The organism is Sphingomonas humi (assembly GCF_039536725.1).
GTDB classification, from domain to species: domain Bacteria; phylum Pseudomonadota; class Alphaproteobacteria; order Sphingomonadales; family Sphingomonadaceae; genus Sphingomicrobium; species Sphingomicrobium humi.
In genome coordinates, this window is record NZ_BAAAZD010000001.1 from 308167 (window position 1) to 322635 (window position 14469).

General features: G+C 68.1%; 20 protein-coding genes. 12 read left to right on the top strand and 8 right to left on the bottom strand.

Annotated elements, in window-relative coordinates; translation table 11 throughout:
- The first annotated feature begins 29 nt into the window (after positions 1 to 29).
- Positions 30 to 674: a 2OG-Fe(II) oxygenase gene (locus ABD729_RS01410; protein ID WP_344708370.1), complete on the top strand. Its 645-nt coding sequence runs from the start codon at positions 30 to 32 to the stop codon at positions 672 to 674.
- 41 nt (positions 675 to 715) lie between these two features.
- Here the strand turns inward: ABD729_RS01410 and ABD729_RS01415 are convergent, their stop codons facing one another.
- Positions 716 to 2023, bottom strand: a complete 1308-nt coding sequence (locus ABD729_RS01415; RefSeq protein WP_344708371.1) for a cystathionine gamma-synthase family protein — start codon at positions 2021 to 2023, stop codon at positions 716 to 718.
- Between the two features lie 77 nt (positions 2024 to 2100).
- Between ABD729_RS01415 and ABD729_RS01420 the strand changes: the two genes are divergently transcribed.
- Complete coding sequence (locus ABD729_RS01420; RefSeq protein WP_344708372.1) at positions 2101 to 2421, top strand: DUF305 domain-containing protein; 321 nt, start codon at positions 2101 to 2103, stop codon at positions 2419 to 2421.
- 1 nt (position 2422) lies between these two features.
- On the opposite strand, the gene ABD729_RS01425 is transcribed toward ABD729_RS01420, so the two are convergent.
- Positions 2423 to 3826: an SLC13 family permease gene (locus ABD729_RS01425; protein ID WP_344709612.1), complete on the bottom strand. Its 1404-nt coding sequence runs from the start codon at positions 3824 to 3826 to the stop codon at positions 2423 to 2425.
- A 116-nt stretch (positions 3827 to 3942) separates the two neighbouring features.
- Here ABD729_RS01425 and ABD729_RS01430 point away from each other — a divergent pair, with 116 nt between their 5' ends.
- The gene (locus tag ABD729_RS01430) at positions 3943 to 4290 is read left to right on the top strand and encodes a hypothetical protein (protein WP_344708373.1); all 348 of its coding nucleotides are present in this window, start codon (positions 3943 to 3945) and stop codon (positions 4288 to 4290) included.
- Here ABD729_RS01430 and ABD729_RS01435 read toward each other — a convergent pair.
- Together ABD729_RS01435 and ABD729_RS01440 are read right to left on the bottom strand one after the other, a co-directional pair.
- Positions 4287 to 4523 (bottom strand): hypothetical protein, encoded by a 237-nt coding sequence (locus ABD729_RS01435; RefSeq protein ID WP_344708374.1) that lies wholly within the window; start codon positions 4521 to 4523, stop codon positions 4287 to 4289. The two genes, ABD729_RS01430 and ABD729_RS01435, sit on opposite strands and share 4 nt — an antisense overlap.
- A 46-nt stretch (positions 4524 to 4569) precedes the next feature.
- Positions 4570 to 6885: a S8 family peptidase gene (locus ABD729_RS01440; RefSeq protein WP_344708375.1), complete on the bottom strand. Its 2316-nt coding sequence runs from the start codon at positions 6883 to 6885 to the stop codon at positions 4570 to 4572.
- Between the two features lie 109 nt (positions 6886 to 6994).
- Between ABD729_RS01440 and ABD729_RS01445 the strand changes: the two genes are divergently transcribed.
- The 4 genes from ABD729_RS01445 (at position 6995) to ABD729_RS01460 (ending at position 9582) form a co-directional block, all read left to right on the top strand.
- A complete protein-coding gene (locus tag ABD729_RS01445; protein ID WP_344708376.1) occupies positions 6995 to 7690 on the top strand; it encodes a pyrimidine 5'-nucleotidase in 696 nt (231 codons plus the stop codon).
- On the top strand, positions 7687 to 8520 hold the full coding sequence (gene dapD / locus ABD729_RS01450; RefSeq protein WP_344708377.1) for a 2,3,4,5-tetrahydropyridine-2,6-dicarboxylate N-succinyltransferase: 834 nt from the start codon (positions 7687 to 7689) through the stop codon (positions 8518 to 8520). The genes ABD729_RS01445 and dapD overlap by 4 nt, the downstream gene beginning before the upstream one ends.
- Positions 8521 to 8524: 4 nt before the next feature.
- Complete coding sequence (locus tag ABD729_RS01455) at positions 8525 to 9007, top strand: SixA phosphatase family protein (RefSeq protein ID WP_344708378.1); 483 nt, start codon at positions 8525 to 8527, stop codon at positions 9005 to 9007.
- 74 nt (positions 9008 to 9081) lie between these two features.
- Positions 9082 to 9582 carry a hypothetical protein gene (locus ABD729_RS01460; protein ID WP_344708379.1) on the top strand — a complete coding sequence of 167 codons (501 nt, stop codon included), beginning with the start codon at positions 9082 to 9084 and terminating at the stop codon, positions 9580 to 9582.
- A 3-nt stretch (positions 9583 to 9585) separates the two neighbouring features.
- On the opposite strand, the gene ABD729_RS01465 is transcribed toward ABD729_RS01460, so the two are convergent.
- Positions 9586 to 10134, bottom strand: coding sequence for a TlpA family protein disulfide reductase (locus ABD729_RS01465; protein WP_344708380.1), 549 nt, complete (start codon positions 10132 to 10134; stop codon positions 9586 to 9588).
- Between ABD729_RS01465 and ABD729_RS01470 the strand changes: the two genes are divergently transcribed.
- Both ABD729_RS01470 and galU read left to right on the top strand, forming a co-directional pair.
- The gene (locus tag ABD729_RS01470) at positions 10133 to 10489 is read left to right on the top strand and encodes a hypothetical protein (RefSeq protein WP_344708381.1); all 357 of its coding nucleotides are present in this window, start codon (positions 10133 to 10135) and stop codon (positions 10487 to 10489) included. The genes ABD729_RS01465 and ABD729_RS01470 overlap by 2 nt on opposite strands.
- Positions 10486 to 11367, top strand: coding sequence for a UTP--glucose-1-phosphate uridylyltransferase GalU (gene galU, locus ABD729_RS01475; protein WP_344708383.1), 882 nt, complete (start codon positions 10486 to 10488; stop codon positions 11365 to 11367). The genes ABD729_RS01470 and galU overlap by 4 nt, the downstream gene beginning before the upstream one ends.
- Here galU and ABD729_RS01480 read toward each other — a convergent pair.
- From ABD729_RS01480 to ABD729_RS01490, 3 genes are read right to left on the bottom strand one after another with little or no spacing between them, the layout of a single operon-like run.
- Positions 11364 to 11885: a response regulator gene (locus ABD729_RS01480; RefSeq protein WP_344708384.1), complete on the bottom strand. Its 522-nt coding sequence runs from the start codon at positions 11883 to 11885 to the stop codon at positions 11364 to 11366. The two genes, galU and ABD729_RS01480, sit on opposite strands and share 4 nt — an antisense overlap.
- Before the next feature lie 37 nt (positions 11886 to 11922).
- Positions 11923 to 12102: a hypothetical protein gene (locus tag ABD729_RS01485; protein WP_344708385.1), complete on the bottom strand. Its 180-nt coding sequence runs from the start codon at positions 12100 to 12102 to the stop codon at positions 11923 to 11925.
- Complete coding sequence (locus ABD729_RS01490) at positions 12099 to 12665, bottom strand: HNH endonuclease (RefSeq protein WP_344708386.1); 567 nt, start codon at positions 12663 to 12665, stop codon at positions 12099 to 12101. Before ABD729_RS01490 ends, ABD729_RS01485 begins: the two co-directional genes overlap by 4 nt.
- A gap of 176 nt (positions 12666 to 12841) precedes the next feature.
- Here ABD729_RS01490 and gluQRS point away from each other — a divergent pair, with 176 nt between their 5' ends.
- From gluQRS to ABD729_RS01505, 3 genes are read left to right on the top strand one after another with little or no spacing between them, the layout of a single operon-like run.
- Positions 12842 to 13678, top strand: a complete 837-nt coding sequence (gene gluQRS, locus ABD729_RS01495; RefSeq protein ID WP_344708388.1) for a tRNA glutamyl-Q(34) synthetase GluQRS — start codon at positions 12842 to 12844, stop codon at positions 13676 to 13678.
- A gap of 12 nt (positions 13679 to 13690) precedes the next feature.
- Positions 13691 to 13894: an HIG1 domain-containing protein gene (locus ABD729_RS01500; protein WP_344708389.1), complete on the top strand. Its 204-nt coding sequence runs from the start codon at positions 13691 to 13693 to the stop codon at positions 13892 to 13894.
- Positions 13895 to 13897: 3 nt separating this feature from the next.
- The gene (locus ABD729_RS01505) at positions 13898 to 14455 is read left to right on the top strand and encodes a cob(I)yrinic acid a,c-diamide adenosyltransferase (protein ID WP_344708390.1); all 558 of its coding nucleotides are present in this window, start codon (positions 13898 to 13900) and stop codon (positions 14453 to 14455) included.
- Positions 14456 to 14469 lie beyond the last annotated feature (14 nt).

Sequence of the window (14469 nt, forward strand, 5' to 3'; positions counted from 1 at the left end):
ATTGGCAAACGGCAAGGGAGCAGGCGGGCGTGACAGCATTTGAGCTACCGTTGCCGCCCGTCGTGCGGGTCCCGGACTTCCTTGCCGGGCACGAACATCGCGCGCTGCTCGACTGGGTGATTTCAGCGAAGGAGCTGTTCCGCCCCGCCACCATTACTCACGAATCGAAGGTCGATCCGACCCGCCGGATCAGCCTGACGACGGCCAAGCTGGGGGGCCTCGAACCCATGCTGCGGGAACGGATGCTGGACGCGCTTCCGCGACTGATGGCGGATACCGGGACCGCCGGCCCGCCGCCGACCTCGCTCGAGCTCGAGCTCGCGGCGCATGGCGACGGCGCCTATTTCCGGCCGCACACCGATATCCAGGTCGGGCGCGGCCGCCACCCGGTCGGCGCGAAGCCGGGTGAGGACCGGGTGTTGAGCGCGGTCTATTATTTCCACGTCGAGCCCAAGGCATTTTCGGGCGGGGAGCTGAGGCTGTTTTCCTTCGGGCCGACCCCCGAGGACGACGATAATGATCGCACCCATGTCGACGTCGAGCCGGCCCAGAATTTGCTGGTCGCCTTCCCGTCCTGGGCCCCGCACGAGGTGCGGCCCGTCAGCTGCCCCGGCAACCGGTTCGAGCAGTTCCGCTTCTCGCTCAACTGCTGGTATTGCCGGACGCTTGGCTGACAGGAACGGCGGCGGCCCGATCGAGCCGCCGCAGGTGAACGTCAGACGGCCCGAAGCGCGTTTTCGAAGTCGGCGATCAGGTCGTCGGCATTTTCGACGCCGATGCTGATGCGCACCAGATTGTCGGTGATGCCGAGCGCCTGCTTGCGTTCGTCGGGCACGCTGAGGTGGGTCATCGCCGCCGGCGCGCTGGCCAGCGTCTCGGTCCCGCCGAGGCTGACCGCCAGATGGGCGATCGTCAGATTGTCGAGGAAGGCGAACGCCTCCTTCTCGCCGCCCTTGAGGTAGAGCGAGAAGGTCGAGCCCGCGCCGGTGCAATGGCGCTTGAAGATGTCGGCCTGGCGGCTTCCTTCCTCGAGGAAGCCGAGGTAGCCGACGCTTTCCACCTTCTCGTGGGTGCGGAGATATTCGCACACCTTGACCGCATTCTCGCCCGCGCGGCTCATGCGCAGCTCGAGCGTTTCGAGGCTGCGCAGGAGCATCCAGGCGGTGTTGGGATCGAGGATGGTGCCGATGGTGTTGCGCATCATGCGCACCGGATCGAGGAAGCGCTTGGCGCCGACGAGGCCACCGGCGACGAGGTCGCTGTGCCCGCCGGCATATTTGGTCAGGCTGTAGACGCTGACGTCGGCGCCCTGAGCCAGCGGCTTGGCCCACAGCGGCCCGAGGAAGGTGTTGTCGATCGCGATCGGCGGGCGCGCATCGGCGCCGAACGCCGCGTCGCGGGCGGCCCGCACCGCCTCGACATCGACCAGCTGGTTGGTCGGGTTGGCGGGGCTTTCGAGGTAGATCATTGCGACCCGGCCCTTGGCCTTGGCGGCATCGATCACCGCGGCGATCTCCTCGCCGGTCGCGCCGCTCGGGAAGTCGAGCCAGCTGATCCCGAACTGGCCGAGGATCTTGGCGATCATCGTCTCGGTTGCGGCGTAGAGCGGGCCCGAATGAACGATCACGTCGCCCGGGCGGCAGAAGGTCAGCAGCAGGGTGGCGATGGCCGACATGCCGCTCGAGAAGGTCAGCGCTTCCTCGGCTTCCTCCCACAGCTTGAGGCGGGCCTCGAGGATCTCCTGGTTGGGCCCGTTGAAGCGCGAATAGACGAGGCCATCGGCGCCGCCGGGGCGCTTGCCGGTGATGCCTTCGAAGAAGCGCTTGCCGTGGGCGGCGGTCTCGAACACGAAGGTCGAGGTGAGGAACACCGGCGGCTTCAGGCTGCCTTCCGACAGCGCCGGGTCGAAGCCGTAGCCCATCATCATCGATTCTGGGGACAGCTGGTGGTTGCCAATCGCGGTCGGGCTCTTCTTGGGGCGGCGCGAAGCGGGCACGCCGCTTATCTGTGCTTCATTTTCCATGCGCGCGCCCTAGCCCAGCCGGGCCACCGGCGAAAGCCGAGGTTGCGCTTTCGCGGGCGCCGCACGACTTGCGTCACATGCGGTTTGTCCCCTTCGCTTTTGCTTCACTGCTGCTCGCGGCCTGCGGAAGCAACGTCCCGCCGATGGCGTCGGAGGATGGCCGCCCCGCGTCGCAAGCCATGCCCGGAATGACGATGCCCACCGTCACCGGCGACCAGGACCGCGATTTCGCGCGCATGATGATTGCCCATCACCAGGGTGCGATCGACATGGCGCGGATCGAGCTTGGGCGCGGCAAGGACCCGGGGCTGCGCCGGATGGCGCGCGAGATCATCACCGCACAGGAGCGCGAAATCACCGAGTTGAACGCCTACCTCGATCGCACCGGCGGGCGCTGAGCTAACCCAGCAGCGGGCCGAGCAGCCAGACGGTTCCGACTAGCAGCGGAACGCCGGCAAGGTCCAGTAGCGCGCCCGCCTTCAGCATCCGCGGCAGCGCGATATGACCGCTGGCCCAGGCGATGGCATTGGGCCCCGTCCCGCTCGGCAACATGAAGCCCCAGCTTGCCGCCCACGCCGCGGGCAACGCGAGCAGGATCGGATCGATGCCGGTGGCGGCGATGATCCCGGCGACCACCGGGATGATGCCCGAGGCGGCGGCGACGTTGCTGGCGAATTCGGTGATTACCACCACCAGCGCGACCAGCACCAGCGCGACCACCAGCGGATGCACGTCCTGGAGCGGCGCCAGCGCCGTGCTCAGCCAGCTGTCGAGCCCGCTCGCCCCGATCCCGGCCGCCAGCGCCAATCCGCCGCCGAACAGCATGATCACGTCCCACGGCGCGCGATTGGCTTCCTTCCAGGTCAGCAGCGGACGACCGGTCCCGTCGGGGATGACGAACAGCAGCAGCGCGGCCGCGACGGCCACCGTCCCGTCGACCAGCACGTCCTTGGGCAGGCGATCGGCGATCAGCGGCAAGGCGACCCAGGCGGCGACGGTAAGCAGGATCACCGGCACCAGCCGCCGCTCCGCCCCGGTCCACGGGCCAGCATCGCCGATCGCCGCCAGCGCCTCCTCGGCGTTGAAGTCGGTCGGGGCGACCTTCTGCACCCGCATCAGGATCAGCCAGCACAGCGGGATCGCCATCAGCACCAGGGGAACGCCGAAGCTCGCCCAGGTGAGGAAGTCGATCCGCAGCCCCGTGGTCCGTTCGATGATGCCGGCGGCGATGGCGTTGGTCGGCGATCCGACCAGGGTCGCAAGCCCGCCGATCGAAGCCGAAAAGGCGATCCCCATGGCGAGCGCGCCGGCAAAGCCGCCCGTCTCCCCCGGCTCGATCCGCGCGGCGCGCAGCACGGCCAGCGCGATCGGCATCATGATAAGGGTCGTCGCGGTGTTGCTGACGATCGTCGAAATGATGGCGGTGGCGATCATGAAGGCGAACAGCATCGCTGCCGGAGTCGCGCCGCCGCGCTGGACGATGGCCAGCGCCAGCCGGCGGTGAAGGCCCGTGCGTTCGATCGCAAGGGCGAGGATCGCGCCGCCCAGCACGAGGAACAGGATCGGGCTGTAATAGGTTGCCGCCGCATCGGTCGCGTTCATCACGCCGAACGCGGGAAGGAGCAGGAAGGGCAGCAAGGCCGTCGCGGTTAATGGCAGCGCCTGCGTCATCCACCACGCGGCCATCAGGGCGGACAAGGCGACGACGCGCCAGGCGGTGAGCGGCATTCCGGCCGGCGCGGGAAGCAGCAGCAATGCCACGAACAGCGCCAGTCCGCCCCACAACCCCCACCGCTGCGCCATCGCTTCTTCCCCCTTGCCCTGCCCAGTCATTGCGAGGAGCGCGGCGATGAAGCAATCCATCGGCACGCAACGCGGCCCGGATTGCTTCGCGACGCTCGTGATGACAGCATGGAGGAATGCTGTCCTTTCTCGCCCTCGCCTTCTCCGCCGCTCAAGCCCCCGCCACGCTCGATGGGAAATGGACGGTCGACCTGTCGAGCGAGCCGGGCAAGCCCTACACCCAGCCGATGGACCTGACGCTCAATGCGGACGGCACCGTCTCCGGAAGTTTCTACAACAGCGAGATACAGGCCGGACGCTGGAAGCGTGCGCGGGGCCGCTTATGCGCCAGTTTCCGGACGACGGACGGGGTCGGTCCTTATCACAGTTCGGTCTGCCTGGTCGGCGAGCGCGCCGAAGGCCAGACCTGGGCCGAGCAGCGCAAGTTCCTGTTCAACTGGAACGCGGTCCGGACCGCTCCCTAGCGGCGGCGGCCTGCGAACAGGCCGGCGGCAAAGCCGAGCGCGAGCGCACCGAACCCGCCAAGGGCGACGGCACCGCGCATGACCCGGCGCTCCTCCTTCGCCAAGGGTTCGGGTGCGGGCCGCGGCGGGCGCAGCTGGCCACCTTCCTCGACCGGGATGCTGTGCACCGTGCGACTGATCGCCTTGATCCGCTCGCGCTTGGCGGCGGCACTGTCGTGGGCTTCTGCATCCATGCCCACGACAACTAGCCGGCGGGTATTGCGGCCCCGTTAAACCCGCTCAAAAATCGAGCGAAATTCGGAGCGCCGCACCCTTGTCGGCGGAAGCGGCGGCAATATGCCCGGGCTGGCGCCGCGCGAACAGGTTGCCACTGATCCAGCCGGTGCCGAGGAAGCGGCGGCCATAGCTCATTTCCGCGTCGAGTTCGCGGCCCTGCGGCACGAGGCTCGATCGCACGATGCTGAAACCTGGGTTCATGCTCGCATAATCGAACGAGGTCGGCAGGCTCATCGCAAAGCCGCCGCTGTCGATCCGCAGCGGCTGCGACAGGCGCAGTCCGAACCGGTCGTCGCTGGTGAGCAATCCGTCGGCCGCGAGGTCGGCGGCGTAGGCGCCGGTGGTGAAGCTGCCCCCGGCAAAACGGGTCCAGCCGCGCCGAGCGGTGACCCCGGCGCTCCACCCGCTGCCGAGCGTCCGCCGGGCCTCGAGGTCGAGGAAATTGGTCGCCGCACCGCCGCCACCAAGCAGGCTGTCCATCCGCCCGCCAAGCAGGCTGCGTTCTTCTTCCAGTCGACCGTAGCCGACCGACAGCCAGGTGCGGCCAAGGCGGCGGTCGAGCGTCGCTGCAGTCCAGCGATAGGGCGACCCGAAGGCGCGGGTGCGCTGCTCGTTTACGACCTCGCCGGTTTCGCCCGAGACGGTCAGGCCGGCAAAGCCAAGGTCGCGCCGAAGCGCCATCGACGAGCCTCGCGCCGCGTCGAAGCCCGGCGTTCCGGCGACATCGCGCGCGATCAGGAACGATCCGGCGCTGACGCCCGACAGGCGGCGCTCCATCGCCTTGGCGCCTTCCGCGAAACCAAAGGCGAGCGCGGTCTTGCGGTCGATCTTGGCAACCGCCGACCCGGCCACCAGTCGCGCCTTGCGCAGGTCTTCGGGACCCACGCCATTCTGGGTAAGGAGGAAGCCCTTGCCGTCGTTGCGCTCGGCGACGGTCATCATCACGCTCAGCGGTCCGGCGCCGACGCCGCCCGCGCGGACGGTGCCGGTGATCGCGCGGCGCAACGGTTCGGATCGCGGTGCGCTCCGCAGCGTGCGGGCAAGATCGACTGCGAAGGCCCGCGAATATCCATCGAGGATCACCGCGCCGAGACCCGTTCCCGATGCGTCGCCCGCCGCCGGAGGGGCGTCCGAGCCGGTGCCCGAGGCCGGGGTCGAGCTTCCGGCCACCGATAGCGTGCCGATCGGCTGGAACGCCCGTTCGACGTTCAGCCGGCCGCGGCCGAAGATGGCGTCGGTCCCGGTATCGCCAAGATCGTCGGCACTGCGGAACAGGATTTCGACGATCTGCGCGCCGGTGAGGTTGGGAAAGGCCGAGGCGAGAAGGGCCACCGCACCGCTGATGGTCGGAGCGGAAAAGCTGGTGCCGCTGTAGCGGACCGTCTGCTCGTTATTGTTGATGGTCCGGACACCCGTGCCGAGGGCGCCGAGGAAATTGTTCGCGCTGCTGCCCGCACGATTGCTGAAGTCCGACAGTTGATCGGTGCTGACTAGCACGCCGCTCGAATCGCGGACGCCGATCGATCCCGCGATGATGACGTTCTTCGGAAAGTTGGAGGCCGGCACTGCCGCAAAGGCATCCGCGGTCATGCCCTTGGTCGCGTCCTTGCCGTCGTTGCCGGCCGAGATCACGATCACCGTGCCCGCATCCACCGCCCGGGCCATCGCGTTGAGGAGGGTCGTCCCGGGGGTCGAACCGCCCAGCGACAGGTTGATGACCCGCGCCCCGGCCGCGACCGCAGCGTCGACCCCGCGGGCGATGCTGCCATCGGAGAATTTGCAGCCCGGATTGTCGCCGGTGGTGGTGGTGCAGCTTCCCGCATTGTCGGCGCGCAGAGCGATGATGGTGGCGTCGAACGCCATGCCATGGATTTCCTTGCCGTCGCGCGCGGCCGCGATCACCGCCGCCACGGCCGAGCCATGGCCGCTTTCGTCGGCCAGCGCGCGGCCGGAAAAGGTGACGTCACGGCTGGCCGGATCGATCCGACCGGCAAGTTCGGCCATGTCGGGATTGATCCCGCTGTCGATGACCGCCGCCTTGACGCCCTTGCCGGTCGCTCCGGCGTTGTAGGCGGCGATCGCCTTCGAAATCACCGGCGCGTTGGAATATTGATATTCGGCGGTGTCGTAATTGACCGCGGTGGTGGTCGGCGGTGGCGGCGTCGGTGCTGGAGTCGTCGGGGTGGTCGGAGTCGTCGGCGCGGCGCTGACCGGGGGAGCAGGCGTGGACACCACCCCGCCGCCCGATCCGCCGCCACCACAGGCGGACAGACCCAGCATGGCCAGGGTTGCGGCCGATCCCAAAAGCGCCTTTGCCATTCGCTGCCCTTCACAAACCGTTAGATTCGCTCAACTTTCAGTAGCACGACTTACTCAATATATCCTTTCCCTTTGCTGACGGATGGAACCTGTTAAGCGGTTGACTATCATGGCCGATTTCGTCCTCGCCAAGCTCCCTCCTCCGTTCGACAAGATCGACAGCTGGATCTTCGATCTCGACAATTGCCTGTACCCGGCATCGACGGGCCTGTTCGCCCTCATCGACGAGCGCATGGGAGCCTATATCCAGCGCCTTCTCGGCTGCGAGGCGGCCGAAGCGAAGCGGATCCAGAAATATCATTTCCGGACCCATGGCACTACTCTGGCCGGGCTGATGAAGGAGCATGCGGTGGACCCGCATGACTTCCTCGCCGACGTCCACGACATTCCGCTCGACCGGGTCGGCGCCAACCCGCGCCTGCGGGCGGGGCTCGGCCGGCTTCCGGGGCGCAAGTTCGTTTTCACCAACGGCAATGCGCCCTATGCGCTGAAGGTGCTGGAGCGGATCGGAATCCACGATCAGTTCGAGCACCTCCACGACATCATCGCCGCCGACCTGATCCCCAAGCCCAATCGCCACGGCTACGACCTGCTCTGCACGCAATTCGGAATCGACCCGACCACCGCCTGCATGGTCGAGGACATGGCGCAGAACCTCAGGCCGGCGAAGGCGCTCGGAATGACGACCGTATGGGTGGACAATGGCTCCGAGCATGGCAATCACGACGCCGACCCTGGCCACGTCGATGTCCGCGTTGCGGATGTCGCCGAGTGGCTGGACGAGCTGCTCGGAGACGCCGCGTGAACGCCAACAACGAACTTGAACCGATCATCGATGCCCTGTGGGAGAAGCGCGACAGCCTTGGGCCCGACGCTCCGATGGAGGCCCGCCAACCGGTCGAATGGGCGCTCGGAATGCTGGATGCGGGCACGGTCCGCGTGGCCGAGCCCAGCGCCGACGGCGGGTGGCAGGTCAACCAATGGCTCAAGAAGGCGGTGCTCCTGAGCTTTCGCCTGACGCCGATGGCGCCGATCCCGGGCGGCCCGGGGGGATCGCACTGGTGGGACAAGGTGCCAAGCAAGTTCGAAGGCTGGGACGCACAGGAATTCGCGACCCGCGGGTTTCGCGCGGTGCCGGGGGCGATCGTCCGCCGGGGTGCCTATATCGCGCCGGGCGCAGTGCTGATGCCGAGCTTCGTCAACCTTGGCGCCTATGTCGGCGAGGGGACGATGATCGACACCTGGGCGACGGTTGGCAGCTGCGCGCAGATCGGCCGCAACGTCCACATCTCGGGCGGGACGGGGATCGGCGGCGTGCTGGAGCCGCTCCAGGCCGGGCCGGTGATCATCGAGGACGACTGCTTCATCGGCGCGCGCAGCGAAGTGGCCGAAGGCGTGGTGGTCGAGCGCGGCAGCGTGATTTCGATGGGGGTGTTCCTCGGCGCTTCGACCAAGATCGTCGATCGCGCGAGCGGGGCGATCAGCTATGGCCGCGTTCCGGCCTATTCGGTGGTGGTGCCCGGCACCTTGCCGAGCGCCAATGGCGGCCCGAGCCTCGCCTGCGCGGTGATCGTCAAGACGGTCGACGAGAAGACCCGGTCCAAGACCGGGATCAACGAATTGCTGCGGGACTGACCCGGTGACCCGCGCGCTGATCGCCCTGCTGCTGCTGGCCCTGGCGGGCTGCGCGACCCTTGGCGGGCGGCCGGTGCCCAACATCTATGTCGTGCGCCACCTCCATACGCCGGCCGGGGTCGCCAATGCGCAGCTGACTCCCGAAGGCCGTGCCGCGGCCGAGCGCCTCGCGGCATGGCTCGAGCGCGATCCGCCGCAGACTATCCTCGTCAGCGATACCGACCGCGCGCGCGACACCGCCGCGCCGACCGCCCGCCGCTACCGCGCGGCGGTGCTGACCTACGATCCCAGGGACACGCCCGCGCTGATCGCACAGGTGCTGGCGTCCAAGGGCACGGTGCTGGTCGTCGGCCATAGCAATACCGTGCCCGATATCGTGGACGGCCTCGGCGGCCCCCGCCCCGCCCCGCTCGTCCACGAGGACTTTGGCGACATCTGGCATATCAGTGGTCCGAAGCGGGTGACGGTGCGCAGCAAGCTGCCCTGATCTTCGGGCCTGTCCCGCAGCCAGAAACAGGCGTAACTTCCCCTTGTTCGCTTTTCGAAGGGGGAAATCGAGTCATGCGTAGCATCGCCGCATTCCTGGTCCTGTCCGCAGCCCTGGCCTGTTCGGCCTGTTCATCGCGGCCGCGATCCTTCGCGCCGCAGCTCGCCGCCCCGGCAAGCGATCCGCAAGCCTTCGATGCGGCGTGGATGCGGTGCCGGGCGGAGGTGGCGGCGCGTACCGACCAGCGCACCGGGCGGTTCGGCTCGGCCGCCGCCGGGGCAGCCGCGGGAACGGGCGCGAGCCTGGCGGTGGGAGCGGCGACCGCGGGCACCTATGCGACCTATGGCGGTGCCGCGGCGGCAGTCGGCGCGACCATCATCGCCGCGCCGATCGCCCTGGTCGGCGGTGCCTGGGGGCTCAGCAAGATCAAGAAGACGAAAAAGGAAAAGGCGATCAAGGCCGCGACCGCGCAGTGCATGACAGCGGCGGGTTACCCGGTCAGGGACTGGCGGGTCCTGCGGAAGAGGGAGGCCCGGGCGATCGACGCTGCAGCGGCGCAGAAGCCGCACGGCTGACCGCTAGCGCGCCTGCCGCAGCAGCTCCGCCGCCTTGTCGCCGGTCCAGTCGACTTCGCCGGAGTAGCGCCACACTTCCTTGCCGTCCGATCCGTAGAGGATGGTGGTCGGGAGGATCTGCGCGCCAAGCCCCGCCGACAGCGCCATCTCGCTATCCTGATAGGCTTCCAGCCCGACCTTCTTCTCTTCGAGGAAGGCGCGGACCTTGTCCGGGGTGCTGGTGTCCTGGCTGACCGCGATCACCTGCGGCCCGCCGCCCTTGTCGGCCAAGGCATCGAGGGTCGGCAATTCCTTGACGCAGGGCGCGCACCAGGTCGCCCACAGGTTGACCAGCAGCGGCTTGCCCCCCGCGATCGCTGCGAGGCTGGTCTCCTCGCCGTCACCGTCCTTGACCGCGACCGCCGGCATCGGCTTGCCCGCCTGGCTGCGGTCGAGGCCCGGGCCGCCCGGCTGCGCGGCGTCGGCCGAGGGTTCACTTTGGGTCGAAGCTTGCCTATCGCAGCCGGCGGTCAGCAAGGCCGCGGCAATCGCGGCGAGGAAGAGAGCACGCATGACAAGGCGCTTGGCCGCGAACGGCGCTCCGCACAAGCTTGGGCTTTGGCCCATCGCGCTTGCGCTTGGCCTCGCGGCATGCGGCAAGGTCGGTGACCTTCGCCCGCCGCCCGGCTCGCCGCTGCCGGTCAAGCCCAAGATGGCGGTGGTGACGCCTACTCCCGAGCAATTGCTGACGCCGCCCGCGATCGCGCGCCCGGTCCGCGTGGACGAGATCCTGCGCCGGTCCGAACCGCGCCGGCCCGACCGCTTCGACCTGCCGCCGCCGAGCGGCGCCGACGCACCGGCGGAACCGGAAGGCGACAGCAGCGCTACGCCGAACAACAACCAGACCCGAGTGCAGGAGCCGCAGTGAGCAATCCGCCGAGCCAGACCTTCAAGCCCGTCCGCAAGGCCGTTTTCCCGGTCGCCGGGCTCGGCACCCGCCTTCTTCCCGCAACCAAGACCATGCCCAAGGAAATGCTGACGGTGATCGACCGTCCGCTCATCCAATATGCGGTCGACGAAGCGCGCGAGGCCGGGATCGAGCAGCTCATCTTCGTGACCGGCCGCGGCAAGTCGAGCCTGGTCGATTATTTCGACGTCTCGTTCGAGCTCGAGGCGACCATGCGCGCCAAGGGCAAGAGCCTGGCGGTGCTCGAACTCAGCCGCGCGGACTATGGCGAACTGATCAGCGTCCGCCAGCAGCAGCCGCTCGGTCTTGGCCACGCGGTCTGGTGCGCGCGCCACGTGGTCGGCGACGAGCCGTTCGCGGTGCTCCTTCCCGACGATCTGATGGCCGGCAGCCCGGGCGCGCTCAAGCAGATGGTCGATGCCTACAACCAGGTCGGCGGCAACATCGTCTGCGCCGAGGAAGTCGCGCCCGAGAAGACGGCCAGCTATGGCATCGTCACGCCGGGCAGCAGCGACGGCAACCTTACCGAGGTCAAGGGCCTGGTCGAGAAGCCCGCTCCCGAAGTCGCCCCGTCGCGCCTCGGGGTGATCGGCCGCTACATCCTCCAGCCAGAAGTCATGGCGGTGCTCGACGAGCAGGAGCCGGGCGCGGGCGGGGAAATCCAGCTGACCGACGCGATGGCCAAGCTGATCGGGCGCCAGCCGTTCCATGCCGTCAAGGTGGATGCGGTGCGGCACGATTGCGGCGACAAGGCCGGGTACGTGCTGGCGACACTGAAGCTCGCGCTGCAGCAGCCGGAGCTGGCCAACAAGGTGCGCGAGGCGCTGGCGGACCTCTAGGCCGAGACGCGCCGCTTTTCGGCTTCGAGCGCGTACATCCGGTCCTTAAGCTCACCGAGCTCGATCGCCTTCATCGCCGCGCGGGCGTCCATCGCCTCCATGTCGGCCTTGAGCGCGGCAATCTGCCGGGCAGCGGTGCGGCGGCGTTCGATGCGCGCGACCAGCACTTCGAAGTGGAAGGGCTTGAGGATCACGTCCTCCGCCCCGGCGGCAAAGGCGCGAACGGCGGGGTCGGCCTCGGCCCGGCTGGCGATCAGCATCACCGGCACTTCGGAAAAGGCGGTCTGCTCGCGGATGGCGCGGGTCAGCTCGGGCCCGCTCATCGGCTCCATCACTAATTCCGCAAGGACAAGGTCGATCGGCGAGCGGTGAAGTTCACCCAGCGCAGCGCGCCCGTCGCTTGCCGTGACGATGCTGTAACCCTCGGCCCCAAGCCGCTTGGCGAGCAGCGCCAGGTGTGAACGATTGGGCGACACCACGAGGAGGCGCGGGCGGGCGGAGGAGACAGGCGGAGCCATAGTCCCGCGAAGGTGAAGGGAAATGGTAAACGAAGTCTTAAACTTCCTGGCGGCGCAACCAGAAAAAGCCGCCGATACAAAGGAGAACCATGATCGCAGGCCCACTGTAGTCCCGCCAGGTCAGTTCCTTGTTCCAGCCTCCGAACGCCTGCAGGAAAACAATGACGAGGCCGGTTAAGACCACCAGTAATCCGTACAGGAATCGGACAAAGCTCAAGCGTCCAGCTCCACGTCCCAGTAGAGATAGTCGCGCCAGCTCTCGTGCAGATAGCCCGGCGGGAACGCGCGGCCATGGTCCTGCAATTGCCAGCTGGTCGGGCGCTCCGGCCAGCGCACGATGTGCATGCCTGCCTGCCGCGGGGTCCGGCCGCCTTTCTTGAGGTTGCACGGCGCGCAGGCGGTGGCGACATTTTCCCACGTCGTCCGCCCGCCCTGTGCGCGCGGGATGACATGGTCGAAGGTCAGCTCCCGGCCCGACCCGCAATAAACGCAGCGGAAGCGGTCGCGCAGGAACAGGTTGAACCGTGTGAAGGCCGGATGCTCGCTCGGCCGCACGAACTGCCGGAGCGCGATGACGCTCGGCAGCTTCAGCGTATGGTTGGGGCTGTGCACCTCGCGCTCGTAGTGGGCGATGACGTCCACCCGTTCGAGGAACATTGCCTTCACCGCGGTCTGCCACGGCCACAGGCTCAACGGATAATAGGACAAAGGGGTATAGTCGGCGTTCAGCACCAAAGCGGGACAGCTGTCCGGGTGGCGGATGAGGTCGGGATGATACACGAGCGCGCAGGTCTCCGTTCGGTCCTGCCGAACGCACCTCTCCAGGCCCTCGTCGCACGCAAGGAGGAGAGACCGTTTTCGGCCGCTTCCCTTGTGACGCACCGGATGCCAAGCCGGTGTGACAGCATGATGAATCGCAAGTTGCCGATTCACCGTCAAGAGGCCAACGCACGGAAGTGATCACAAGGTTCGCGCCCTCCCCGACCGGCCGGCTGCATCTGGGCCACGCCTACAGCGCCGCGCTCGGCCGCCGCCTTGGGACACGCTGGCTCTTGCGGATCGAGGACCTCGATCCCGGCCGCGCCCGGCCCGAATTCGTCGAAGGGATAAGGGAGGATCTCGACTGGCTCGGACTCGCCCCCGACGGGGAGCCGATAGTCCAGTCGCAGCGCACGCACCTCTACGCCGCCGCGCTCGAGGGGCTTAAGGAGATGGGGCTGGTCTATCCCTGCTTCTGCACCCGGGCCGACATCGCGGCGTCACTGACGGCCCCGCATGGCGATGCCGGGAGTGCCTACGCCGGGACCTGCCGCGCCCTGCCCGACGATCCGGAGCGCCGCACGTCGACCCCGCACAGCTGGCGGCTCGATTCGGCACAGGCGATCGCCCGCGCCGGCGGCGTGCCGGGCTGGCGCGAGCAGGACGGAAGCCTGCACCAGGGCACGCCGGACATGATCGGCGACGCGATCCTTGCCCGCAAGGACGCGCCGTCCTCCTACCATCTCGCCTGCGTGGTGGACGATGCGGAGAGCGGGGTAAGCCTGGTGGTGCGCGGCGCCGACCTGCGTCCCTCGACGCCGGTGCAGCGCTTGCTCCAGACGCTGCTGGGGCTTCCCGAACCGACCTATCTCCACCACCCGCTCGTCACGCATGAGGACGGCCGCCGCCTCGCCAAGCGCGACGAGGCGCCGACCTTGCAGGCGATGCGCGAGGCGGGTGTCGACGGGCGCGCGCTCGTCACGGCGCTGACCATGGGCAATCTGCCTACTGGTTATCGTCTCGGCCTGCCTTAAGTAGGCGAGGTTATGAACATCCTCCTCATCATCGCGCTGGTGGTCGCCATGGCGGCAACCGCTTATGTCCTCATCCGCGGCGTTCTTTCCATGGCGTCAGGGAAGGTCGGCAACCAGCAACAGCAGCAGCAATGGATGCGCAAGCGTGTGCTCTACCAGGGCATTGCGATCTTCATCGCCGCTATCATCATGCTGCTTGCCAGCGCGGGCCGCTGATCCTTGGTCAAGCTCAACCGCATCTACACCCGCACCGGCGACCAGGGTCAGTCGGGTCTGGTCGACGGCAGCCGGGTCAGCAAGGCGTCCGCGCGGATGCATGCGATCGGCGAAGTGGACGAAGCGAACAGCGCGCTCGGCCTCGCCATTGCCGAGGTGGACGGTGAGGCCGGGGCCGCGCTCGGCCGGATCCAGAACGAGATGTTCGACCTTGGCGCCGATCTCGCCACGCCCGGTGAGATGGAAGGCGCGCTGCGGATCGTCGCGCCGCAGGTCAAGCGGCTGGAGGCGGAGATCGACGCGATGAACGCTAAGCTTGCCCCGCTCACGAGCTTCATCCTGCCCGCCGGAAGCCGCGCCGTCGCCGCGCTCCACCTGGCCCGGGCCACCGTGCGCCGGGCCGAGCGCTGGACCGTCGCGCTCGGCGAGGAAGAGCCGCTCAACCCTCATGCGCTGGCCTATCTCAATCGCCTGTCGGACCATCTGTTCGTGATGGCCCGCCACGTCGCGGCGGCGAGCGGCGGCGAGGTGCTGTGGAAACCGGGGGCGACACGGGCTTAAGGCCCAGCATCCTT